22 protein-coding genes are annotated in these 22,947 nt (G+C 62.2%); 11 read left to right on the top strand and 11 right to left on the bottom strand.

The genetic code is table 11. The features are described 5' to 3' along the window. The first annotated feature begins 96 nt into the window (after positions 1-96). The 6 genes from B2Y33_RS01840 to B2Y33_RS01815 all read left to right on the top strand — a co-directional run bounded on the left by B2Y33_RS01840 (position 97) and on the right by B2Y33_RS01815 (position 7,957). A complete protein-coding gene (locus tag B2Y33_RS01840) occupies positions 97-2,385 on the top strand; it encodes an ABC transporter permease subunit (RefSeq protein ID WP_088522816.1) in 2,289 nt (762 codons plus the stop codon). Between the two features lie 71 nt (positions 2,386-2,456). Next, entirely contained in the window at positions 2,457-4,073 is a 1,617-nt protein-coding gene (gene pstA, locus B2Y33_RS01835; RefSeq protein WP_173645903.1) for a phosphate ABC transporter permease PstA, read from the top strand. A gap of 104 nt (positions 4,074-4,177) precedes the next feature. After that, entirely contained in the window at positions 4,178-5,011 is an 834-nt protein-coding gene (pstB, locus tag B2Y33_RS01830; RefSeq protein WP_027913346.1) for a phosphate ABC transporter ATP-binding protein PstB, read from the top strand. A 106-nt stretch (positions 5,012-5,117) separates the two neighbouring features. Further along, positions 5,118-5,888 carry a phosphate signaling complex protein PhoU gene (phoU, locus tag B2Y33_RS01825; protein ID WP_027913347.1) on the top strand — a complete coding sequence of 257 codons (771 nt, stop codon included), beginning with the start codon at positions 5,118-5,120 and terminating at the stop codon, positions 5,886-5,888. Between the two features lie 165 nt (positions 5,889-6,053). Beyond that, on the top strand, positions 6,054-6,950 hold the full coding sequence (locus tag B2Y33_RS01820; protein ID WP_027913348.1) for a response regulator: 897 nt from the start codon (positions 6,054-6,056) through the stop codon (positions 6,948-6,950). Between the two features lie 110 nt (positions 6,951-7,060). Next, the gene (locus B2Y33_RS01815; RefSeq protein ID WP_027913349.1) at positions 7,061-7,957 is read left to right on the top strand and encodes a M23 family metallopeptidase; all 897 of its coding nucleotides are present in this window, start codon (positions 7,061-7,063) and stop codon (positions 7,955-7,957) included. A 33-nt stretch (positions 7,958-7,990) separates the two neighbouring features. Here the strand turns inward: B2Y33_RS01815 and B2Y33_RS01810 are convergent, their stop codons facing one another. From B2Y33_RS01810 to phoB, 3 genes are all read right to left on the bottom strand, one after another. After that, positions 7,991-9,331, bottom strand: coding sequence for a hemolysin family protein (locus tag B2Y33_RS01810; RefSeq protein ID WP_027913350.1), 1,341 nt, complete (start codon positions 9,329-9,331; stop codon positions 7,991-7,993). Between the two features lie 139 nt (positions 9,332-9,470). Continuing rightward, positions 9,471-10,778 carry a phosphate regulon sensor histidine kinase PhoR gene (phoR, locus tag B2Y33_RS01805; protein ID WP_027913351.1) on the bottom strand — a complete coding sequence of 436 codons (1,308 nt, stop codon included), beginning with the start codon at positions 10,776-10,778 and terminating at the stop codon, positions 9,471-9,473. 114 nt (positions 10,779-10,892) lie between these two features. Continuing rightward, positions 10,893-11,582: a phosphate regulon transcriptional regulator PhoB gene (gene phoB / locus B2Y33_RS01800; protein ID WP_023532543.1), complete on the bottom strand. Its 690-nt coding sequence runs from the start codon at positions 11,580-11,582 to the stop codon at positions 10,893-10,895. A 172-nt stretch (positions 11,583-11,754) separates the two neighbouring features. On the opposite strand from phoB, the gene B2Y33_RS01795 reads away from it, so the two are divergent. Beyond that, positions 11,755-12,126, top strand: a complete 372-nt coding sequence (locus B2Y33_RS01795; RefSeq protein WP_027913352.1) for a hypothetical protein — start codon at positions 11,755-11,757, stop codon at positions 12,124-12,126. A gap of 94 nt (positions 12,127-12,220) precedes the next feature. Here the strand turns inward: B2Y33_RS01795 and ubiA are convergent, their stop codons facing one another. Further along, positions 12,221-13,111 carry a 4-hydroxybenzoate octaprenyltransferase gene (ubiA, locus tag B2Y33_RS01790; RefSeq protein WP_028686782.1) on the bottom strand — a complete coding sequence of 297 codons (891 nt, stop codon included), beginning with the start codon at positions 13,109-13,111 and terminating at the stop codon, positions 12,221-12,223. Continuing rightward, positions 13,111-13,668: a chorismate--pyruvate lyase family protein gene (locus B2Y33_RS01785; protein ID WP_027913354.1), complete on the bottom strand. Its 558-nt coding sequence runs from the start codon at positions 13,666-13,668 to the stop codon at positions 13,111-13,113. The genes ubiA and B2Y33_RS01785 overlap by 1 nt, the downstream gene beginning before the upstream one ends. Positions 13,669-13,835: 167 nt before the next feature. Here B2Y33_RS01785 and B2Y33_RS01780 point away from each other — a divergent pair, with 167 nt between their 5' ends. The 4 genes from B2Y33_RS01780 to B2Y33_RS01765 all read left to right on the top strand — a co-directional run bounded on the left by B2Y33_RS01780 (position 13,836) and on the right by B2Y33_RS01765 (position 16,176). Continuing rightward, complete coding sequence (locus tag B2Y33_RS01780; protein ID WP_023532601.1) at positions 13,836-14,003, top strand: rubredoxin; 168 nt, start codon at positions 13,836-13,838, stop codon at positions 14,001-14,003. Between the two features lie 14 nt (positions 14,004-14,017). Continuing rightward, entirely contained in the window at positions 14,018-15,166 is a 1,149-nt protein-coding gene (locus tag B2Y33_RS01775) for an NAD(P)/FAD-dependent oxidoreductase (protein WP_027913355.1), read from the top strand. 189 nt (positions 15,167-15,355) lie between these two features. Then, on the top strand, positions 15,356-15,655 hold the full coding sequence (locus B2Y33_RS01770; protein ID WP_023532344.1) for an HU family DNA-binding protein: 300 nt from the start codon (positions 15,356-15,358) through the stop codon (positions 15,653-15,655). 146 nt (positions 15,656-15,801) lie between these two features. Further along, a complete protein-coding gene (locus B2Y33_RS01765) occupies positions 15,802-16,176 on the top strand; it encodes a helicase (RefSeq protein ID WP_027913356.1) in 375 nt (124 codons plus the stop codon). A gap of 32 nt (positions 16,177-16,208) precedes the next feature. Here B2Y33_RS01765 and B2Y33_RS01760 read toward each other — a convergent pair whose 3' ends face one another. From B2Y33_RS01760 to exbB, 6 genes are all read right to left on the bottom strand, one after another. After that, complete coding sequence (locus tag B2Y33_RS01760) at positions 16,209-17,612, bottom strand: aminoacyl-tRNA deacylase and HDOD domain-containing protein (RefSeq protein ID WP_027913357.1); 1,404 nt, start codon at positions 17,610-17,612, stop codon at positions 16,209-16,211. Between the two features lie 75 nt (positions 17,613-17,687). Then, on the bottom strand, positions 17,688-19,766 hold the full coding sequence (gene recG / locus B2Y33_RS01755; protein ID WP_027913358.1) for an ATP-dependent DNA helicase RecG: 2,079 nt from the start codon (positions 19,764-19,766) through the stop codon (positions 17,688-17,690). Positions 19,767-19,769: 3 nt separating this feature from the next. Next, complete coding sequence (locus tag B2Y33_RS01750) at positions 19,770-20,696, bottom strand: hydrogen peroxide-inducible genes activator (protein WP_023532770.1); 927 nt, start codon at positions 20,694-20,696, stop codon at positions 19,770-19,772. A 94-nt stretch (positions 20,697-20,790) separates the two neighbouring features. Then, complete coding sequence (locus tag B2Y33_RS01745) at positions 20,791-21,522, bottom strand: energy transducer TonB (protein WP_027913359.1); 732 nt, start codon at positions 21,520-21,522, stop codon at positions 20,791-20,793. Beyond that, complete coding sequence (gene exbD, locus B2Y33_RS01740) at positions 21,519-21,947, bottom strand: TonB system transport protein ExbD (protein ID WP_027913360.1); 429 nt, start codon at positions 21,945-21,947, stop codon at positions 21,519-21,521. The genes B2Y33_RS01745 and exbD overlap by 4 nt, the downstream gene beginning before the upstream one ends. Before the next feature lie 3 nt (positions 21,948-21,950). Then, entirely contained in the window at positions 21,951-22,913 is a 963-nt protein-coding gene (gene exbB / locus B2Y33_RS01735) for a tonB-system energizer ExbB (RefSeq protein WP_027913361.1), read from the bottom strand. Positions 22,914-22,947: the final 34 nt, after the last annotated feature.

Genomic DNA, 22,947 nt, shown 5'->3' with positions numbered 1-22,947 from the left:
CACTCCCAGCCCGGGGCCAGCCTTACTGTGCTTCGGGCTTTCGTGCGTCACTGCATTGTCATGTTTTTGTCATACGGGACCGCTAGGGTGTGCCCCATGAATGATCTGGCCAACTCCACAATGACCCAAGATTCCCAGCCTGCACGCATCGATTTCAACACGCCGGAGTTGCAGCGCAAGCGACGCCTGCGTGCGCTCAAGGACCGCCTGACGCGCTGGTATGTGCTGGTGGGCGGGCTGGCTGTGCTGGCCGCGATCACCTTGATCTTCTTTTACCTGGCGTATGTGGTCCTTCCGTTGTTCCAGGGCGCGGAACTGACCAGCAGGCAGGCATTGCAACCTGCCTGGCTCAAAGAGGAGGCGGGCAAGCCGTTGATGATCGCCCTCGAGGAGCAGAACCTGGTTGGCATGCGGGTTTCGGACCAGGGCCAGGTGCTGTTCTTCGACACCAAGACCGGCGAAGCGCTCGAGCGCGTCGACCTGCCCATCCCTGCCGGCGTACAGGTCTCTTCGATCGGTACCGACCAGCCAGGCAGCTCGATGGTGATGCTGGGGTTGTCCAATGGCCAGGCGTTGGTGTTCACCCATACCTACAAGATCACCTACCCCGACAACAAAAAAACCATTACGCCGACCATCGACTACCCCTATGGCAAACAGCCTTTCGTGCTGGATGAACAGGCGCGGGTGCTGGAGCACGTCAGCGCCAGCGTCAATGGCGACACGCTGTTGCTGGCTGGCTCCACGGGGGCGCACCTGCAGGTCATCGCGTTGACGCGCAGCGAAAACATGATGACCGCCGAAGTCACGACCGAGCAGACCCGCATCGAGCTGCCGCAAATGACCGAAACGGTGAAGAACATCTTCATCGATCCGCGCCAGCAGTGGCTGTACGTGATCAATGGTCGTGCCACCGCCGACGTGTTCAGCCTGCGCGACAAGAGCCTCAACGGGCGCTACACCCTGGCGCAGAGCGCTGATACCGAAGTGACGGCCACTGCGCAGCTGGTAGGCGGCATTTCACTGATCATCGGTGACTCGCACGGTGGGCTGGCCCAGTGGTTCATGGCCCGTGACCCAGATGGGGAGTCCCGTTTCAAGCAGATTCGTACCTTCCAGCTGGGCACCTCGCCCATCGTGCAGATTGACGCCGAAGAGCGCCGCAAGGGCTTCATCGCCCTGGACGCAGAAGGCAAGCTGGGTGTTTTCCACAGCACGGCGCACCGCACCCTCTTGGTCGAGTCCGTGGCCCAGGGCCCGGGTATCCTTGCCCTGTCACCGCGCGCCAACCGGGTCATGATCGAAGAGCCCGGCAGGTTGCTGCCATTGAAGCTGCACAACCCCCATCCGGAAGTGTCTTTCAGCGCGCTGTGGGGCAAGGTGTGGTACGAGAATTACGACGCGCCCAAGTACGTGTGGCAGTCGACCGCGTCCAATACCGATTTCGAGCCCAAGCTGAGCCTTTCGCCGCTGACCTTCGGTACGCTCAAGGCTGCCTTCTACGCCATGATCCTTGCCGCGCCGCTGGCCATTGCCGCCGCGATCTACACAGCCTACTTCATGGCCCCTGGCATGCGCCGCAAGGTCAAGCCGGTGATCGAACTGATGGAGGCGATGCCCACGGTCATCCTGGGGTTCTTCGCGGGGCTGTTTTTGGCGCCGTACCTGGAAGGCCACCTGCCAGGGGTCTTCAGCCTGTTCCTGCTCATGCCGGTCGGCATCCTGCTGGCAGGGTTCACCTGGAGCCGGCTGCCTGAATCCATTCGCCTGCGGGTACCGGATGGCTGGGAGGCGGCCATTCTTATCCCGGTCATTCTACTCACCGGCTGGTTTGCCCTTGGCATGAGCCCGTACCTTGAAAGCTGGCTCTTTGGCGGCGACATGCGCCTGTGGATCACCAATGACCTGGGTATCACCTATGACCAACGCAATGCACTGGTGGTCGGGATCGCGATGGGTTTTGCCGTCATTCCCAACATCTACTCGATTGCCGAGGACGCCGTCTTCAGCGTGCCGCGCAGCCTGACGCTGGGCTCCCTGGCACTGGGTGCAACGCCTTGGCAGACCCTCACCCGGGTAGTGATCCTGACCGCCAGCCCCGGCATCTTCTCGGCGCTGATGATCGGCATGGGTCGGGCCGTCGGTGAAACCATGATCGTGCTGATGGCCACCGGTAATACACCGGTGATGGAGATGAACCTGTTCGAAGGCATGCGCACGCTGGCTGCCAACGTAGCGGTGGAAATGCCGGAATCCGAAGTCGGGGGCAGTCACTACCGGGTGCTGTTCCTCGCCGCGTTGGTGCTGCTGATGTTCACCTTCGTCATGAACACCTTGGCCGAGCTGATTCGCCAGCGTCTGCGCAAGAAATACTCGTCGCTTTGATAGAAAGGTAGCGATCCGTGAAAAAGGATTCCCTCAAAGGCTGGTTCAAGAGCGGTGCCCCCGGTGTATGGATGAGCGGTGGCGCGGTGGCCATGGCGGTGATCATGACCGTTGGTCTGCTGGCAGTGATCGCCGTACGCGGCCTGGGGCATTTCTGGCCGGCCGATTTGATCCAGGCCACCTACGCCGTGCCGGGCCAGGCCCAGCAGACGGTCATCGGTGAAGTGGTACAGCAGGAAGAAGTGCCGCGTGCGCGCCTCAAGGGCGCCGGTTTGCCCGTGCCCGACCAGGGCCCGGAGTTCATGACACGCGAATTGATCAAGGTCGGAAACCGGGACCTCAATGGCAGCGACTTCACTTGGGTCGTGGGCGACTGGCTTGTCGATCAGCAGCGCCCCGAACAGCTGATGGCCCTGGAACGCCGCGAGTGGGGCAACTTCTATGGCTATCTGGTGAGCGTCAAGGAACAAGGCCGAGTGGTGGCGCAAGGGGCTGCGGCCTGGGGTGAGCTGCAAGCGCGCCTGGCCCGGGCCAGCGAGCTCAACAAGACGCTGCAAGCGCTGGAGAAGAAAGACATCGGTGCCATCAACCATGGCCTGGAGCGGTTGCGCCTGCAGGCGCGCAAACTCGAGCTCGAAGGCAAGCTGGACGCAGCGGCCCAGGCTGACATCGAGGCTGACCGCGCCGAGCTCAACAGCCGCTACAAAGCCATCGAAGATCGCCTGACCACGCTTCATCGGGATTTTGCCCGCGACACACTGGTGGCGCGCGATGGCAATGGCCGTGAAGTCGAGATCAACCTCAGCAAGGTGGTCCATGCCATCCAGCCCAACGGCATGTCGACCCTGGCCAAGCTGGGGGTGTACTTCGCCAAGGTGTGGGAGTTTCTCAGCGACGACCCGCGTGAGGCCAACACGGAGGGCGGTATCTTCCCGGCCATCTTCGGCACGGTGATGATGACCCTGATCATGGCCGTGATCGTCACGCCATTTGGCGTGCTGGCAGCGGTCTATCTGCGCGAGTATGCCCGGCAGGGGCCGGTGACACGCCTGATCCGCATCGCCGTCAACAACCTTGCCGGTGTACCGGCCATCGTCTACGGCGTTTTCGGCCTGGGCTTCTTCGTGTACGTGCTGGGCGGCTCGATCGATCGCCTGTTCTTCGCCGAAGCCTTGCCGGCGCCCACCCTGGGCACGCCGGGCCTGTTGTGGGCGTCACTGACACTGGCATTGTTGGCCGTGCCGGTGGTGATCGTGGCCACCGAGGAAGGGCTGGCGCGCATTCCGCGCACCCTGCGCGAGGGTTCGTTGGCCTTGGGTGCCACCAAGGCCGAAACGCTGTGGAAGATCGTTCTGCCCATGGCCAGCCCGGCCATGATGACCGGCATGATCCTGGCCGTTGCTCGCGCCGCGGGTGAAGTCGCACCGCTGATGCTGGTGGGCGTGGTCAAGCTGGCGCCGTCGCTGCCGGTGGATGGCAATTACCCCTACCTGCACCTGGATCAGAAGATCATGCACCTGGGCTTTCATATCTACGATGTGGGCTTCCAGAGCCCGAACGTGGAAGCGGCGCGGCCACTGGTGTACGCCACGGCACTGCTGCTTGTGATGGTCATCGCGACACTGAACCTGTCGGCCGTGTGGATCCGTAACCACCTTCGTGAGAAATACAAGGCGCTCGACAGCTGAGCCAGGCGTCGAACGTTCAAGCGGCGTCGCCGGCGCGAGGCGTCCGCTTCGTCCCAACGTGCTACTGGCGGCCATACGCCGGCAGCTCCCAATGGAGTGAGACCATGCAGCAACAACCGCCTAACCACGGCATCGACATGTCCGCCCTGGGCCGCAGCAAACAGGGCCTGCGCCTGGCCGAGGAAACGGTTGCCATCGAAGTGCCTGGGCTGAGCCTGTTCTACGGTGACAAGCAGGCCCTGTTCGATGTCAGCATGAATATTCCCAAGCAGCGCGTGACGGCGTTCATTGGCCCGTCCGGCTGCGGCAAGTCCACCTTGCTGCGCACCTTCAACCGCATGAACGACCTGGTAGACGGCTGCCGTGTGCAAGGCGCCGTCAACCTGTACGGCCATGACATCTACCGCAAGGGCGAGGACGTAGCCGAGCTGCGTCGCCGCGTGGGCATGGTGTTCCAGAAACCCAACCCCTTCCCCAAGACCATCTACGAGAACGTGGTCTATGGCCTGCGGATTCAAGGCATCAATAAAAGGCGGGTCCTGGACGAGGCCGTAGAGTGGGCCCTCAAGGGCGCGGCACTGTGGGACGAAGTCAAGGACCGTCTGCACGAGTCGGCGCTGGGTCTGTCCGGTGGGCAGCAGCAGCGCCTGGTCATCGCACGCACCATCGCGGTAGAGCCCGAGGTCCTGTTGCTGGACGAGCCTTGCTCGGCGCTGGACCCGATTTCCACGCTCAAGGTCGAAGAGCTCATCTACGAGTTGAAAACCAAGTTCACCATCGTCATCGTGACCCACAACATGCAGCAGGCGGCCCGGGTATCGGATTACACCGCCTTCATGTACATGGGCAAACTGGTGGAATTCGGCGACACCGATACCCTGTTCACCAACCCCGCCAAGAAGCAGACCGAAGACTACATCACTGGCCGATACGGCTGAAGAAGCACCGCGCACTGCTGCTCGCCGGGTGGAGGCACTCGGCGTAGGCAGGGGCACGCCTCGAACGACTTGAAGCTCGCAGCCAGCAGCTTCGCGGAGCCACAGCATGATCAACAAAGAAAGCCTGACGCATCATATTTCCCAGCAGTTCAACGCCGAGCTCGAAGAGGTTCGCAGTCACCTGCTGGCCATGGGCGGGCTGGTCGAGAAACAGGTCAACGATGCGGTCACTGCGCTGATCGAGGCCGATTCCGGCCTGGCTCAGCAGGTGCGCGAGGTCGACGAGCAGATCAACCAGATGGAGCGCAACATCGACGAGGAATGCCTGCGCATTCTGGCGCGTCGCCAGCCGGCGGCATCGGACCTGCGCCTGATCATCAGCATCTCCAAATCGGTGATCGACCTTGAGCGTATCGGTGACGAATCGACCAAGATCGCCCGGCGGGCCATCCAGCTCTGCGAGGAGGGTGAATCCCCGCGGGGCTATGTAGAAGTTCGGCACATCGGCGATCAGGTGCGCAACATGGTGCGCGACGCACTCGACGCCTTCGCCCGCTTCGATGCCGACCTGGCCTTGTCGGTGGCTCAATACGACAAGACCATCGACCGTGAATACAAGACAGCCTTGCGCGAGCTGGTGACCTACATGATGGAAGATCCCCGCTCGATCTCCCGTGTGCTGAGTGTCATCTGGGTCCTGCGCTCGCTGGAGCGCATCGGCGACCATGCACGCAACATCTCCGAACTGGTGATCTATCTGGTGCGCGGCACCGATGTACGCCACATGGGCCTCAAGCGCATGACCGCGGAGGTGCAGGGTCGAGCCAGTGTCGATGGTGAAATACCTAATGTTCCAGCCGAGGCGGACGATAAATAAAGTTCTCTCCGAGCATCGGCGCCCGGCTTGTGCCGGGCGTTTTCGTTAGTCCGCCTGGAGGTGCCAGAGACCATCGACCGGCTGTAGATGACCCGGCGTAACACACAGGTGGTAGCAAGTGGCCAGTAAATGGCAGTAGGCTAGTCGGGTTCAGAAGGAGTATCGATGAGTAAAGTGAATGTGCTGGTGGTGGATGACGCGCCATTTATCCGTGACCTGATCCGTAAGTGCCTGCGCAACGCGTTTCCTGGCATGACCGTGGAGGATGCCGTCAACGGTCGCAAGGCCATGACCCTGTTGGGCAAGGAAGCGTTCGACCTGGTGCTGTGCGACTGGGAAATGCCGGAAATGTCGGGCTTGGAGCTGCTCACCTGGTGCCGTCAGCAACCTGAGCTGAAGGGCCTTCAGTTCATCATGGTGACCAGCCGTGGCGACAAGGAAAATGTCATCCAGGCGATTCAGGCCGGCGTGTCGGATTTCGTCGGCAAGCCGTTCACCAACGAGCAGTTGCTGACCAAGGTAAAGAAGGCCTTGGCCAAGATCGGCAAGCTCGACAGCCTCATGAGCCCAGGGCCTGCACGGGCCAATGCCGCGTTCGCCAATGACTCGCTCAACGCCCTGACGGCTGGGCGGCCCGAAGCCGTCAAGGTGGCTGCGCCAGCACCTGTTCCAACCAAGGTGGCCGCCACCCCTGGCAAACCTAGCGTAGCGACACCCGCACCCAGCGGTCGCGGCCAGGGCCAGCTGCGTTTGGCGAGCGGCATGCAGGCCTGCGTGATCAAGGCGTTGAGCCTGAAGGAAGCCCTGCTGGTCGTGCGGCGCAGTGAGACACTGCCGCAGGTACTCGAAGGCGCTGTGCTGAACCTGGAGCAGGGCGAAAACGCAGAGGTGGCGCGTTTGAACGGTTATCTGCACGCGGTGGCGGCCTTCGAGCCCAAGCCGGATAGCGACTGGCTGCAATTGACGTTCAAGTTCGTCGATCAAGACGCCCAGAAGCTGGATTACCTGTCCCGCCTGATCGCCCGCGGCACTGCCCAGAAGCATTTCACGCCAGGGGCCTGACGGGCCGCCGCAACAGCAAGCTGGCCAGCAGCATCCGACCAACTGTCATGGTGAACAGGGTGCCTGCTGCTAGGCTTGGACAGGTCCTCCACTGTCAAAAAGCCATCATCATGCATCTGCGCTTTCTGCTGCTGTGTACGTTAACCCTGGTCAGCGCCTCTAGCCTGGGGGTGACACTGCACCCCGTCACCGACGAAACGGGCAGGGTTTCCTATGCGCAGCGACCCGGCCCGGGCATCAAGCCCACGGTCGTGGATGAGTCCACCGTGGAAATCAACGAACACGACGTGCGCCTCAACGCGATCGTGTTTCAGGGCGGTGTGAGCTTCTCGGCCCGCAACGAATTGCCAGTCGCGGTGCAGGTGGAACTGCGCCTGGATAATCTGGTGAATGCGCAGGGTGGCGATGCGCCGCGAACCGTGCGGCGTCTGTTGCCGCCGCGATCGACGCAAGTACTCAGCATCGTCCGGGGACAGCCAGGCAAGTTGCTCAACTACCGTTCGACGCTGCTGCAAGCCATGGGCGACCCCGGCAAGCGCCCGCAAGGTTATCGTTATGCGTTTCCATGGGTGGGTGGGCCGTTTCGGGTGACCCAGGGGCCCAATGGCAGGTTCAGCCACTTCGGGCCCAAAGGGCGCTATGCAATGGACATCGCCATGCCCGAAGGCACGACCATTGTGGCGGCACGCGAAGGGGTGGTGGTGAGCACGCGTAGCGAGCAGAGCGGGCGAGGGGACAATCCCTCGGGCAACTTTGTCCGCATCCTGCACCCTGACGGCACCATGGGGGTGTACCTGCACTTGATGAGGGGGTCGATCGTGGTCGCGTCTGGGCAGCGTGTGCGCCAAGGGCAGGTGCTGGCCAGGTCGGGCAACACGGGTAACAGCACCGGGCCCCATCTGCACTTCGTGGTTCAGCGCAACGTGGGGCTGGCGCTCGAGTCGATTCCCTATCGGTTCGACCGGCCGATCAGTGGGCTGCCCGACTACACCGCAGGCAACCCCTGATCAGGGGTGGACCGAGCCAGGGGTTTTATAAGCTCAGTCCAGCTTGAGCACTTTGGCCAGCACGATCTTGGGGCCTTTCATCTTCTTGACGATGATGCGCAGCCCTTCGACCTCGAGCACTTCTTCTTCTTCCGGTACGCGCTTGAGCGTTTCGTAGACCAGGCCGGCCAGTGTTTCTGCCTCGATATGGTCCAGGTCCACGCCCAGCAAGCGCTCGACCTTGAACAGCGGGGTATCGCCGCGCACCAACAGCTTTCCTGGCTGATAGGCCAGGATGCCGCGCTCGGTCTTGCGGTGTTCGTCCTGGATGTCGCCCACCAGCACTTCCAGCACATCCTCCATGGTCAGGTAACCGATGACCTTGCCATCGGCCTCCTCGACCAGCACGAAGTGCGCACCGCCCTTGCGGAACTGCTCGAGCAACTGGGACAGCGGCATGTGCCTGGAAACGCGCTCCAGGGGACGAGCCAGGTCTTCCAGGTCAATGGTTTCTGGCAGGTGCTCGAGTTCGGCGAGTTCGAGCAGCAGGTCCTTGATGTGCAGCAGGCCCGTGAACTCCTCACGCTCGGTGTCGTACACCGGGTAGCGGCTGAACTTGTGACGACGGATCAGGGCCAGTATCTGCTTGAGCGGGGCATGGGCATCAATGATGACCATGTCTTCGCGAGAGTTGGCCCAGTCCACCACCTCCAGTTCACCCATTTCCACGGCGGATGCCAGCACGCGCATGCCTTGATCGCTTGGGTCCTGGCCACGGCTGGAGTGCAGGATCAGCTTGAGCTCTTCCCGGCTGTAATGATGCTCGTGGTGCGGGCCGGGTTCGCCTTGGCCGGCAATGCGCAGGATGGTGTTGGCGCTGGCATTGAGCAGGTAGATGGCCGGGTACATCAGCCAGTAGAACAGGTACAGCGGTACTGCGGTCCACAGCGACAACAGTTCCGGCTTGCGAATGGCCCACGATTTGGGCGCCAGCTCACCGACCACGATGTGCAGGTAGGAGATCACGAAGAAGGCGACGAAGAACGAGACGGCCTTGATCAGCTCGGGGGTATCAACGCCAAAGTAGGCCAGCAGCGGTTCGAGCAAGTGCGCGAAGGCCGGCTCGCCCACCCAGCCCAGCCCTAGCGAAGCCAGGGTGATGCCGAGCTGGCATGCCGAGAGGTAGGCATCGAGCTGGTTGTGAACCTTGCGCAGAATGCTGCCGCGCCAGCCGTGCTGCTCGGCGATGGCGTCCACGCGGGTTGCGCGCAGCTTGACCATGGCGAACTCGGCGGCGACGAAGAAGCCGTTGAGCAGCACCAGGACCAAAGCAAAAATGATCATGCCGAAATCGGCGAACAGGGAGGTGAAGCTGATACCAGGGGAAGGGTCCATGATGGAGTTTTTACGGGATCCGTCTTGAAGATGAGAAAAGTGCCGGCTCCAGCCGGCGCAAGGGATCAAATGTAGCGGCTAGGGCCGCAAAAGCAAAGGGCAGCCCATTGATCGGTGCTGCAAAGTGGCCCGAACGGCCTCAAACCGTGCCCGTGATCTGTTGCGCCGCTGCAAAATGGCAGGTGAAGGTGCTGCCGTGGCCTGGCACGCTGCTGATCTCCAGGCGCCCGCGGTGGCGCATCAGCACATGCTTGACGATGGCCAGCCCAAGGCCCGTACCACCGGTATGGGACGCACGGCTCGAATCCACCCGATAGAACCGCTCCGTCAGCCGTGGCAGGTGCTTGGCATCGATGCCGGGCCCTGAGTCCTGCACCGACAGATGGGCGCCCTGGGCATCGGCCCACCAACGAATGCGAATGCTGCCCTCGTCCTGCGTGTACTTGACGGCATTGAATACCAGGTTGGAAAAAGCGCTGCGCAATTCCGACTCGCTGCCTTTGAGCCAGATGCCTGGCTCGGCTTCCAGGGTGATGCGCTGATTGCGGGGCCCGGACAACGCCTGCGCGTCCTGCTTGATCGCATTGAGCAGGGTGTCCACGGCCACTGGCTGGTTGTCGGATGGGTAGTCGGTGGCCTCCAGCTTGGCCAACAGCAGCAGGTCGTTGAGCAGCGTTTGCATGCGCGAGCCCTGTTGGCTCATCTGCTGCAACGCTCGACGCCAGCGGGGGTTCACGTCCTCGACGTTATCCAGCAGGGTTTCCAGGTAGCCGGCGATCACGGTCAGCGGCGTTCGCAGTTCGTGGGACACGTTGGCCACGAAGTCCTTGCGCATCTGTTCGAGCTGGTGGATGCGGGTCACGTCCCGAACCAGCATCAGGTGCTCGTTGTTGCCGTAGCGTGTGATGTGCAGTTGCACCCGCATGCGATCGTTGATGGGTGAGGGAATCTCCAGTGGCTCGACATAGTTCTCGGCTTCGAAGTATTCCTTGAAGCGCGGATGTCGCACCAGGTTGGTGACCTGCTGGCCGCCGTCCTGGGGTGTCTTGAAGCCCAGGAGCGTCTCGGCTGCGCGGTTCCACCACTCCAGGTTGCCGTGGCTGTCGAGCATGATCACCGCGTCACGTAGCGCCGCGGTGGACTCCTGTACCCTGTCGATCACTGCTTGAAGCCTGCCACGCACACGCTGATCCCGGCGTTGCAGATGGTAGATGCTGTCGAATACCTCGCCCCACAGGCCATAGCCGTCAGGCGGTGCTTCGTCCGGTTGGTGATTGCGCAGCCAGGCATGCAGGCGTAGCAGTTGCTTGAGCGTCCAGCCCAGGTAGAGGGCCAGGCCAATGGCCAGGCTCCAGCCATAGTAGCCACTGATCAGGCCACCGATCAGGCAGAGGGTGATCAACAGCAGCAGGTGGCGGATCAGGGTCGCATGCCAGTTCTGGTTCAATTGGGGATCCTTCGAATCCAGCGATCAACAGCAAGTACGAACCTGCACGCAGAAGCGGATCGGTAGCGCGTTCACGTCCATTCGACGGCCTTGAGCCGAGAGCTGCGTTTCAGGTCAGACCTTGGTCGAAAAGCGGTAGCCTGTGCCGCGCACCGTTTGTACCAGATTTTCATAGGCCTCACCCAGCGCCTTTCGCAAGCGGCGAATGTGGACATCGACCGTGCGTTCCTCGACGTAGACATTGCCCCCCCAGACCTGGTCCAGCAACTGGCCGCGGGTATAGGCGCGTTCCTGGTGGGTCATGAAGAATTGCAGCAGGCGGTACTCGGTAGGCCCCATCTCGGCCGGCTTGCCATCGATGGTGACGCGATGGCTGATAGGGTCCAGCAGCAGTCCGCCGACCTCGATGGGTGTCTCGCCATCACTGGGGCCGGTGCGTCGCAGCACTGCCTTGAGGCGGGCCACCAGTTCACGCGGCGAAAACGGCTTGGTGATGTAGTCGTCCGCACCCACTTCCAGGCCTTGGATCTTGTTGTCTTCCTCGCCCTTGGCGGTAAGCATGATGATCGGAATGTCCCCGGTCAGCTCGTCGCGCTTCAGCCGCCGGGCCAGCTCGATGCCCGAGGTGCCGGGAAGCATCCAGTCCAGCAGGATCAGGTCCGGCTTACGGTCGACGATGATGGCATGGGCCTGTTGGGAGCTTTCTGCTTCCAGGCACTCATAACCTGCCATCTCCAGGGCCACGGCAATCATCTCGCGGATGGGCGCCTCGTCGTCGACGATCAGAATATTCCTGCCAGCCATGCTCAAAACCTCTCCTGGATTCGCTGTCTTGGCCCCGCATTAGATAACGGAATTATTGCAGCTGTGTGACAGGGTATTGGCGGTTCTCGCGACATTCAATGACTGGGCTAGGCTTCACAGGGCGGCGGTTGCGCCTGCAACCGAACCTTTTCCTCACGATACGGTGAATCCAATGACACGACATACGCTGAGCTGGATGGCCCTTTGCGCGGCCTTTTCGCTACCGGGCATCGCCTTGGCCGAGCCGGCCATGGAAAAGGAGGGCATGTGGGTGAATGACCAGGGCATGACGCTCTATACCTTCGACAAGGACACCGGTGGCAAGTCGATGTGCAACGGCGAGTGTGCTAGCAATTGGCCGCCCTTGATGGTCAAGGCCGAGGATCAGGCAGCCGAAGGCAAATGGACCGTGGTCATGCGTGATGACGGCAGCAAGCAATGGGCCTATGCCGGCAAGCCGCTGTATACCTTCGTCAAGGACAAGCAGGCGGGGGACAGGCACGGTGACGGGATCAAGGACGTCTGGCACATTGCCAAACCCTGATGGGTTAGCCACACGGCCTCTCACCTGAACAGGTCGCCATGCGGTGTGAACCACGCGGACCTTGCTGAGGCGGTACCGCGCCTCAGCGCACCGCTCAACGCAGCGCGTAATCCAGTACCACGCCCATGAACACCAGCAACCCGGCCCAGTGGTTGTGCAGGAACGCCTTGAAGCATGCCTCTCGGTCCAGGCGGCGTGTGGACCAGAATTCCCAGACGAAACAGCACGCGGCGCCCAGCAGGCCCAGGTAGAACCAGCCGCCGAGGGCGAAGCTGCTGCCGGCCAGCATCAGGCAGCCCAGCGAAAGCCCCTGCAAGCTCAGGATGATCACCCGGTCAGCCTCGCCAAACAGGATGGCCGTGGACTTCACACCGATCTTCAGGTCATCGTCGCGATCGACCATGGCGTAGTAGGTATCGTAAGCCACCGTCCACAGCAGATTGGCGATGTACAGTAGCCAGGCGGCGGCCGGCAGCTCACCTCCGGCCGCGGTGAAGGCCATGGGAATGCCCCATGAATAGGCGGCGCCCAGCACCACTTGTGGGTAATAGGTGTAGCGCTTCATGAAGGGGTAGCAGAACGCGAGCGCGACCGCCGCGAACGAAAGCCAGACGGTTTCGCTGTTGGTGCACAGCACCAGCAGGAAACTCACGCCCACCAGGACGGCAAACAGCGTCAGCGCTTCGCGTGGGCGTACACGCCCACTGGCCAAAGGTCGATCGGCGGTGCGCTTGACGTGCCCATCCACTTTGCGGTCGGCAAAATCATTGATGCAGCAACCTGCGGCGCGCATGAGCACCACACCCAACCCGAAGATCAGCACATTGGCCAACGTCGGTGAACCCTGACCGGCAATCCACACCGCCGACAGGGTTGGCCAGAGCAGCAGATAAATGCCGATGGGCCTGTCCATACGGCTTAGCTGGACAAAGTCCCAGGCGCGCGGGTGAAGGCGGTTCAACGACTTGAGCAGTTGCACGTACATCAACGGGTATCCTCGCGTGCCGCCTGCCACAACGCCGGCAGAAATACTTCGGCGACAAGCAGGTCGAGTCCATCTCGGGAGAAGCGTGAACGGCGTCCCCACAGGCCTGGGCTTGCGACTTCAGCGGGCAGCCAGGTTTCGGGGTAATGGCATGCCTGCAAGGGGTGGCGGGTGAACGCTCGGTCGCAGAACAGCAGCTCGCCCAGCGAGCGACTGCCGAGCGACTCGAGGTCCAGGCCGCCACGTTCCAGCGCCACACGGCTGGCCACGCTGCGGGCAAATACCCACGGCTGGCCATGCCCGCGCAGGAACACCTCCCTGACCCAACCTTGGGCGCCGGGTGCGATACCAAGGGCCAGGCATTCATCTTCGCGCAGCGGCTGCCAGCCTTCGAACAGTGGCGTTACGCAGAAATCGTCGCCGGACAGTCGAGTCAGCCGACGTGTGAGCGAGCCCTCATCGAATAACCAGTCCAGCATGGAGGGGGCGAGGCTGGCCTGCACCTGTGGATACGCTAGCCACGCGACAGCGGCTGCGTGCGGGGTTGGGTACGACACGTCGGTCTGCTTGTTACAACCAAAGAGGCCGCGAGCTTAGCATGAATGCCCCGACTGCTTGCATACTGCCGGCAGGGCCGCTACAAAGCCTTTCGATTGCACCTTGGCCCGTGAAGAGGCCGCAAGTTCAAACCCAAGCCGAGCCTGAACCGAGGAAACCCGTTCCGATGAAAAAGTGGCAATGTATTGTCTGCGGTCTGATCTATGACGAAGCCGATGGCTGGCCGGATGATGGAATCGCACCCGGCACGCGCTGGGAAGACGTACCCGAAGACTGGCTCTGCCCGGACTGCGGGGTTGGCAAGAGCGACTTTGAAATGATCGCCATCGGTTGATCGAGGAAACCCCTATGACGCCTCCTATAGTCATCATCGGCACCGGGCTTGCGGGCTACAACCTCGCCCGGGAATTGCGCAAGTTTGATGCGCTCACACCCGTGCTGATGATCACTGCCGATGATGGGCGGTCCTATTCCAAGCCCATGCTTTCGACCGGCTTTGCCAAGCAGAAGGACGCCGAGGGGTTGTGCATGGCCGAGCCCGGCGCCATGGCCGAGCAATTGAACGTCGAGGTGCGCACGCATACGCGCATAACGGGTATCGACCCAGGCCACAAGCGCCTGTGGATCGGCGAGGAGGCAGTGCCCTATCGTGACCTCGTCCTGGCGCTGGGTGCACAGACCATCAGCGTGCCTGTCGAAGGGGATGCCAGCGACCTGATGTTCCCGATCAACGACCTTGAAGACTACGCGCGCCTGCGTGCTGCGGCTGACGGCAAGCAGCGGGTGTTGATCCTGGGCGCCGGTCTTATCGGCTGTGAGTTTGCCAACGACATGCGTCTTGGCGGCTTCGAGGTCGACGTGGTCGCGCCCTGCGAGCAGATCATGCCCACCCTGTTGCACCCGGCGGCGGCACAGGCGGTACAGGGCGGGCTGCAGGGTATCGGTATTCGTTTTCATCTCGGGCCCGTGCTGACGCGCTTGCAGCGCCAGGGTGACGGCGTGTGCGCACAGTTGTCCGACGGCCAGGTCATCGCATGCGATCTGGTCGTGTCGGCCGTAGGCCTGCGCCCCCGAACGGACCTGGCTGCCGCAGCGGGCCTGCAGACGGGGCGGGGTATCCGTGTGGACCGGTTTCTGCGTACCTCTCATGCCAATATCCACGCCTTGGGCGACTGCGCCGAGGTGGACGGCATCAACCTGCTGTACGTCATGCCGTTGATGAGTGGTGTTCGAGCACTGGCGCAGACGCTGACAGGCACCCCCACTGCCGTCAGCTATGGGCCCATGCCCATCACGGTCAAGACGCCTGCCTGTCCTCTGGTGGTTTCGCCACCACCGAATGGACAAGTCGGGACGTGGCAGGCGGAGGGGGAGGGCAATGACGTCAAGGCGCTCTGCCATGCAGCCGATGGCCAGCTGATCGGGTACGCCCTTACGGGCAATGCCGTGATGGAACGACTGACCCTCAATCGCCAGCTGCCACCGGTTATGGCGTAAATGGCGCCCGAACTGTCGTGTATGCCTTTTTTGCGCATGCATTATGGCCGTACCGATACTGGCGCGGTACTCAAGCGCGTGCCATTCTCACACTCGTCTGCTGCGGCTTAGAGCCTGTGGCGCCTTGAACGCTGCCCACGAGGCGGCACGGCATAACAACAAGAATCCCGTCAAAGAGGCTTCATCATCATGCGCAAACCAGAACTCGCCGCTGTCATCGCCGAGAAGACCGACCTGACCAAAGACCAGGCCAACCAGGTGCTGAACGCGATCCTCGAAAGCATTACCCAGGCTGTGAACAACGATACAGTGACGCTGGTGGGTTTCGGCACCTTCGAGAAGCGTCATCGTGGGGCGCGGACCGGTAAAAACCCGCAGACGGGTGAGCCCGTCAAGATCAAGGCAAGTAACACGGTAGCCTTCAAGCCAGGCAAGAATTTGCGCGACAGTATCAACGTGCCTGCCAAGCCTGCCAAAAAGACGAAATAACCCAGGCCTGTCAGCGTCATGACGATCGAACGGGCGCTGACAGCGCCCGTTGCCGTTGCATGCGAAAAAAGATTCGTTGAGCCCCTGCAAAGCATATAAAGCGGATAAACTGGCGCTCACAGTCACTTTTTATACGAGACGCTTGAATGAAGTTCCGCTTACTTCTCTGGGTCATGGGCCTGCTGATGGCCAGGGCAAGCCGAAACAATCCGGCTTTCCAGCAGCAGCTCAAGGGCAAGGATCTGGTATTCCAGATGCAGACCCTCGATGGCAAGATCGTCCGTCATTTCATCGTCGCCAACGAACGCATCCGTAGCAAAAGTGGCGCGTTCGCGCAGCCTGCCTTCGCCATCGCCTTCAAGGACGCTGCCTATGGCTTCACTACCTTGCAGGCGCGCAACAAGCAGCTGGCATTCATGCAGGGCATCCAGGACAAGGCGATCCAGATCAAGGGCAACCCGGCTTTGGTGATGTGGTTTCAGGGCCTGATGAAGTACCTGAAACCAAAAAAGAAGCATTGACCGCGCAGGGGCCGAGCTAGCGCCCCTGTCAGTCAGTGCGGCGCCGCGAACTGAGAGGCAAGCTCGCGCAGCAAGGCCTCGGCATCGAGTACCTTGTTTACGGCATCCTCGGCCTTGTCGCGGGAAAGCCCGAGCCGCTCAAGCAATGCATCGGGAATCTCCTCTTTCGGGCCCGAACCGATACCCCGTGAGCGAAGCAATCGGGTGGCGAGGAAAACCAGGTTGGGAAAGGCTGCATAATCGCCGTCGTAGGTGGGGTCATGCTGGAAGCGCAGCGCCGTGGACAACTCCTCGGGCATGTCCCATAGCTTCATCAGCCAGGCACCAATCTGCTCGCGGCTGATTCCCAACAGGTGGCGCTCCACATAGGTGTGGCATAGATGTGGGTTGACCTCCAGGTGCCGGCAGATCAGCGAAAAATGCGGCGGAAACACATGCGCCAGCAGCAAGTACCCGAAATTGTGCAGAAGGCCGGCAAGGTAGGTGAGCCCTGCCTCGGGTCGTTCGGCACGGGGCATTGCACGAGTGAGACCCTCGATGACAGCTGCCGTGTAGATAGAGTGCTGCCAGTAAGGCGTCGCTTGCTGAGGCTGGTCCTTGGGCAGGCTGAGCGTCTTGCCCATCGCTAGGCCCAAGGCCAGGTTGATCACCAGATCGAAACCCAGCACCCTGACAATCGCATCTTCGACCGAGCGTACCTTGCCGGGCGAGGCGTAATAGGGCGATGCCGCCCAGCTCACGACCTGCGCCGCCAGTGCCGGGTCGGTTTCCACCACGCCGGTGATATCGTCGATGCTGGCATTGGGGTCGACACGCAGCTTCATGATCTTCTGCGCGGTATCGGCCAGAGGCGGAATTTCAATGGTTTCTTCGAGCCGCTTCTGAATGCGTCGCGCAGTGAAGGCCTGAACTGCCTGGTTGATCTCGCGGGTGTCATCGTCCGGGCGGTCCAGGTTGAGGGTAATGGCCTGCACCTCCTGCCCGAAGGCACTGGCGCTGGCTTTGCTCAGCAGGCGTTTGAACGGGTCACGGTCGATGGCCAGCAGCAGGCCCTCTTGGCCTGACTGGATGAATACGGTCGCCGGTTCGAGCAGGCTTTTTTCGTACTGGCAAGGTGAGCTGGTCAGCGCCGGTATGCCCGGGAGAACCTTGAGATGGTGTTTTTCCAGCATTTGGCGCAAGCGGGGCACCGGCACAGCGGTGAGCGTGCGGCCGGTCAGCTCGGTAAGCCGGCTCAGGTCCAGCAGTTGGCTTTGCGGCAGCAGCACCATGAGTGCGCCCACCTCGTCGTCCAGTAGCACCGCCTGCACACAGGCCTGAGCCGGCGGGCGTGAATGTGCCAACACCTCACGGTAGGCGACGCCGAGCTTGTCGAGCAGCAACCGGATAACCGACGGTGTTTGTGGGGTTGCGGTGTCCAAGGCAGCTTGAGTCATGGTCCGTGTCCACTGATTCCTAAAAGCGAAGTATAACCAGCCTCGCCGGGAGGCTGGATCCATTGACCACTTGGGTCAGACTTGGCCGTACTGCTGCCCGTGACGCAGCCAGCGTTCAAGCAAGGGGCTGACATGTTCCGGCCAGCGGGCCACCAATGCCTGGGCTGCATCACGAACGGCCGGAAGCAGGTCGGCATCGCGCATCAGGTCAGCGACCTTGAACTGCAGCAGGCCCGTCTGGCGCGTGCCGAGCATCTCGCCAGGGCCGCGCAGCTCCAGGTCCTTTTCCGCGATGATGAAGCCATCGTTGGTTTCGCGCATGATGCCCAGGCGTTCGCGGCCCACCTGTGACAAGGGCGGGTGATACAGCAGGACGCAGTGGCTGGCAGCGCTGCCACGGCCCACCCGCCCACGCAACTGGTGCAGCTGGGCCAACCCCAGGCGTTCCGGGTTTTCGATGATCATCAGGCTGGCGTTGGGCACATCGACGCCGACTTCGATCACGGTCGTGGCAACCAGCAGTTGCAGATCACCGGCTTTGAATTGGGCCATGATCTCGGCTTTTTCTGCCGGTTTCATGCGCCCGTGAATCAGCCCGACCCGCAACTCGCCCAGGGCGCTGCCAAGTTCCTCGTAAGTGCTCTCGGCGGCCTGGCAGGTCAACTCTTCAGACTCTTCGATGAGGGTACAGACCCAATAGGCCTGACGGCCTTCAGCGCAGGCAGCGCGTACCCGTTCGACCACTTCGAAGCGGCGGCTGTCGGCCACCAGCACCGTGTTGACCGGTGTACGCCCGGGAGGCAATTCGTCCAGCACGGACGTATCCAGGTCAGCATAGGCGCTCATGGCCAACGTACGCGGAATGGGCGTCGCCGTCATGATCAGCTGATGCGGACACAACTCGCCATTCACACCCTTTTTGCGCAAGGCCAGGCGCTGCTGGACGCCAAAACGGTGCTGCTCGTCGATGATGGCCAGGGCGAGGTGCTTGAACTTGACCTCTTCCTGGAACAGGGCATGGGTACCCACCACCATTGGCGCACCGACGGCGATCTGCTCCAGTGCACTGGCCCGGGCCTTGCCCTTGAGCTTGCCAGCGAGCCAGGCGACTTCGATGCCCAGTGGCTCCAGCCAGCGCTTGAAGGTGATGTAGTGCTGCTCGGCAAGAATCTCGGTAGGCGCCATCAGCGCAACCTGGTAACCCGCCTCCAACGCCTGAAGGGCTGCCAGTGCCGCAACCACGGTCTTGCCGGCCCCCACATCACCTTGAACCAGGCGCAGCATGGGTTCGTGCTGGCTGAGGTCGTAGGCAATTTCATTGGCGACCCGCTGCTGCGCCCCGGTAGGCTTGAAGCCGAGATTGGCCAGGTACTCGTCCTGCAGGCGCGAGGGCTTGGGCAGCACCGGCGCGCGCAGGCTGCGCAGGCTTTCGCGCAGTCGCTGCTGCGACAGCTGGTGGGTCAGCAGTTCTTCGAATGCCAGGCGGTGCTGGGCCCAGTGGTGGCCTTCGGCAAGCTCATCGAGGTCGGCGTCAGCCGGCGGGTTGTGCAAGTAACGTATGGCATCGTCCAGCGGGGCCAGCTGATAATCGCGTGCAAGCTCCTCGGGTAGCCAGTCCGGCAAGCTGCGCGGCCCGAGCAGGGCGAGGCTCTGTTGGCAGAGCAGGCGCAGCCGTTGCTGGGTGAGCCCCTCGGTGGACGGGTAAATCGGGGTAAGCGTCTGTTCGACCGGCGGCGGCGGTTCGTCGCCGTTCAGTGCACGGTATTCCGGGTGATAGATCTCCAGGCCCGACGCGCCCGGCCGGGCTTCGCCGTAGCAACGCAGGTGGGTGCCGCGTTTGAGCCCTTCCTTCTGTGCGTTGCTGAAATGGTAGAAGCGCAGGCTCAGCACGCCGCTCCCGTCGCCGAGACGAACGACGAGGCTACGTCGCTTGCCCATGGTCACGTCCGCGCCGCTGACCACGCCCTCGATCACCGCATCCTGCCCCGGCCGGAGTTGCCCGATCGGCACCACGCGGGTGCGGTCCTGGTAGCGCAAGGGCAGGTGGAACAACACATCCTGCAGGTTCTCCAGGCCCACCTTGGCAAGCTTCTGCGCCATGGCGTCTCCGACACCCTTGAGTACCGTGACCGGTACCTTCGACAACTCACTCATGGCTCAGGCAGTTTGCTCAGTGGGCGTTTTGGCGACCGAGCACAGGCGGATCGAGTCGGCAAGAATCTCGATGGCTTTGGGCCGCGGGAAACTGGCGCGCCACGCGATCGCCACGGTACGAAATGGCGCTGGTGCAGTCAGCGGGCGCACCTCGATCACGCCCGGTGCATAGTGATGGCTGTGCACGGCCGACAGCGGCAGAATAGAGACCCCCAGCCCAGAGGCCACCATGTGGCGAATGGTTTCCAGCGAACTGGATTCGACCGTGGTGTGGCGTGCGCCTTCACCGCCCTTGTTCAAGGTGGGGCACGCCTCCAGCACCTGGTCGCGGAAGCAGTGACCCTCGCCCAGCAGCAACAGGCTCTTGTCGTTGAGCGATGCCGCATCGATGGTTTTCTTCGCCGTCCATGGGTGGTCGGCTGGCATCAGTGCGCAGAAAGGCTCGTCGTAGAGCGGCAGGGTCAGCACGTCGGCCTCGTTGAAGGGGAGGGCGACGATCACCGCATCCAGTTCACCGTTACGCAGCTTCTCACGCAGCACATGGGTGAAATTTTCCTCGATGTACAACGGCATCTGCGGTGCCACGCGGTGCAGCTGTGGGATCAGGTGAGGAAAGAGGTAAGGGCCGACCGTGTAGATCGCGCCCACCTTGAGCGGAGCGGTCAATTGGTTTTTGCCGGCCTGTGCCAGCTCGCGGATGCCCTGAGCCTGTTCGAGGACTTTCTGAGCCTGGGCCACGATGCCTTCGCCAACTGGCGTGAGGCGCACCGCGCTCTTGCTGCGCTCGAAGATCAGTACGCCGAGCTCATCCTCGAGCTTCTTCACACCCACCGAAAGGGTAGGCTGGCTCACGTGGCAACGCTCGGCTGCATGGCCGAAGTGCTGTTCCTGGGCGAGTGTGACGATGTAACGGAGTTCTGTGAGGGTCATAACGTGCGTCCATGAAGTTGCGAGCCCAGCATAGCGGCTGCAATCGATAGACGCACGTTATCAGACTTGCCGATTTGTGACAGAAACAAAAGCGTCAGCGGCGGTCCAGTGAGTACACGAACGGCGCGACGACTTCGATCGTCCCGTTGTTCAGCAGCTCAGCCGGCGGTTTGGGCACCTTGCCCGCTCGCCGAATCATTTCCATGGTCGCCCGGTCCAGTGACGCGCTACCCGACCCCCCGGCCAGTGAATACGACACGACCTTGCCCTCGGCATCGACCACGAAGCGCAGGCGATTGATGCCCTGCAAGCCTCTGCGGCGCGCGTCTTCCGGGTATCGCTTGTACTTCGCCAGGTGGCGCAGCAGGTCACTCTGCCAGGTCGGCAGTGCGGTGCTGTTGGATGCGACGCTCGGTGCCGGTGCTGCGGATTTCTGCGGCGGCGTATTGCTGGGTGGTGCGTCTACCGTTTCCTTGGTAGGCGGCGCTTCCTTCGGCGGCTCAGGCTTTTTCTCAGGCTTGGGCGGCTGTGGCTTGGCCTTCGGCTTGGGCGGCTTGGGAATGGCGATTTTGGGTTTAGGGGCTTCCACTACCTTCGGCAGCGGGGGTTCTTCGACCGGCGCCGGTGGTTGGGGAACTGCTTTGGGAGGAGGTGGTGGCGCAGGCTCCGGCAGTGGTGCCAGCTCGACCATCATGGCTGCCGGGGGCAGCTCGATGGCCTGGGGCACCGACCAGTTGAGCATGAGCAGCACAGCGACGGCATGGACACCCAGCACGAGCGCCAGGCTGCCGCTGTAACGCGCCAGATTGTGCCGCGTCTTCGTCATTTCTTGGCTGCCGTCTCAAGACCTACCAGACCGACTTTGAGGTAGCCGGCCGCGCGCATGTTGTTCATCACTTCCATCAGGTCACCGTAATCCACGCCTTTGTCGGCCTGGAAGAAAATGGTGGTGTCCTTGTCACCCTTGGTCTTGGCGTCCAGCATCGGGCCAAGGCGCTCGGGCGCCGGAACCGGGTCATCACCGACATAGAGCTTCTGGTCGGCCTTGACGCTGACGAAGACAGGCTTCTCGGGCCTGGGCGCCGGCTTGGCCGTCGAGGCAGGCAGGTCGACCTTGATGTCGACCGTGGCAAGGGGCGCTGCGACCATGAAGATGATCAGCAGTACCAACATCACGTCGATGAACGGCGTCACGTTGATTTCGTGGTTTTCGGCGAGGTCGTCGCCACCTTCGTTCAGATGCAGGCCCATGGCTTACCCCACTTTCACCATGTGCGGGGCGGCGCGATCGCTGCCCTGATGGTCCAGGTCACGGCTGACCAGCAGCAGTACCTGGGCCGACGCGTCGGACACCTGCGCCTTGTAGCCGGCGATAGAGCGGGCGAAGACGTTGTAGATGACCACGGCGGGGATGGCGGCAACCAGGCCCAGTGCAGTGGCCAGCAGCGCTTCTGCAATACCCGGGGCGACCACGGCGAGGTTGGTGGTCTGGGTCTTGGCGATGCCGATGAAGCTGTTCATGATGCCCCACACGGTGCCGAACAGACCCACGAAGGGCGCAGTGGAGCCGATGGTGGCCAGCACGCCCGTGCCGCTGCTCATGTTACGTCCGCTGGCGTGGACCAGTCGTTCCAGACGGAAGCTCACGCGCTCCTTGATGCCTTCCTTTTCACGGGCATTGGCCGACAGGCGCATTTCCTCGAGCGCATCGTGAACCAGGGTGTGGGCCAGGGTGCCTTCCTTGTTGGAGACTTCGCTGGCTTCCTTGAGGCTGGCCGATTTCTTCAGGCGGGCGATTTCCCCGCGCAGGCGGCGCTTGGCACCCATCAATTCGAAGCCTTTGGCGATCCAGATGGTCCAAGTGATGATCGAGGCGATGGCCAGGCCGATCATGACGGCCTTGACCACGACATCGGCGTTTTTGTACATGCCCCAGGGCGACAGGTCATGGGCCATGCCGAGCGAGGTATCTTCCACCAGGGCTTGCACGTTAGGGTCTGCAGCAACAGGAGCCGGTGCGACGGTACCCGGTGCCGCTTCGCCGGCCGGAGCGCTAGCGGGCGCTGCAGCGCTGGCCGCCGGGGCCGTTACCGGAGCGGTGGCATTGGGCTCATCGGCCATGGCGACCGGGGCCAGCGCCAGGCTTAGAATCAGCGCAGCGGTGGCGCGCCAGGCGCGCGATGGGGTTGGCGAAGCGGAAGGTTGGGTACGTGTCATGCTGGCCGGACCTGATGAAGATGATGGGTGAGCG

It is taken from the genome of Pseudomonas sp. UBA5666 (assembly GCF_002420785.1).
GTDB classification, from domain to species: Bacteria; Pseudomonadota; Gammaproteobacteria; order Pseudomonadales; family Pseudomonadaceae; genus Aquipseudomonas; species Aquipseudomonas fulva.
The sequence above is the reverse complement of the archived record's forward strand: the minus strand, read 5'-3'. Positions and strand labels throughout refer to the sequence as shown.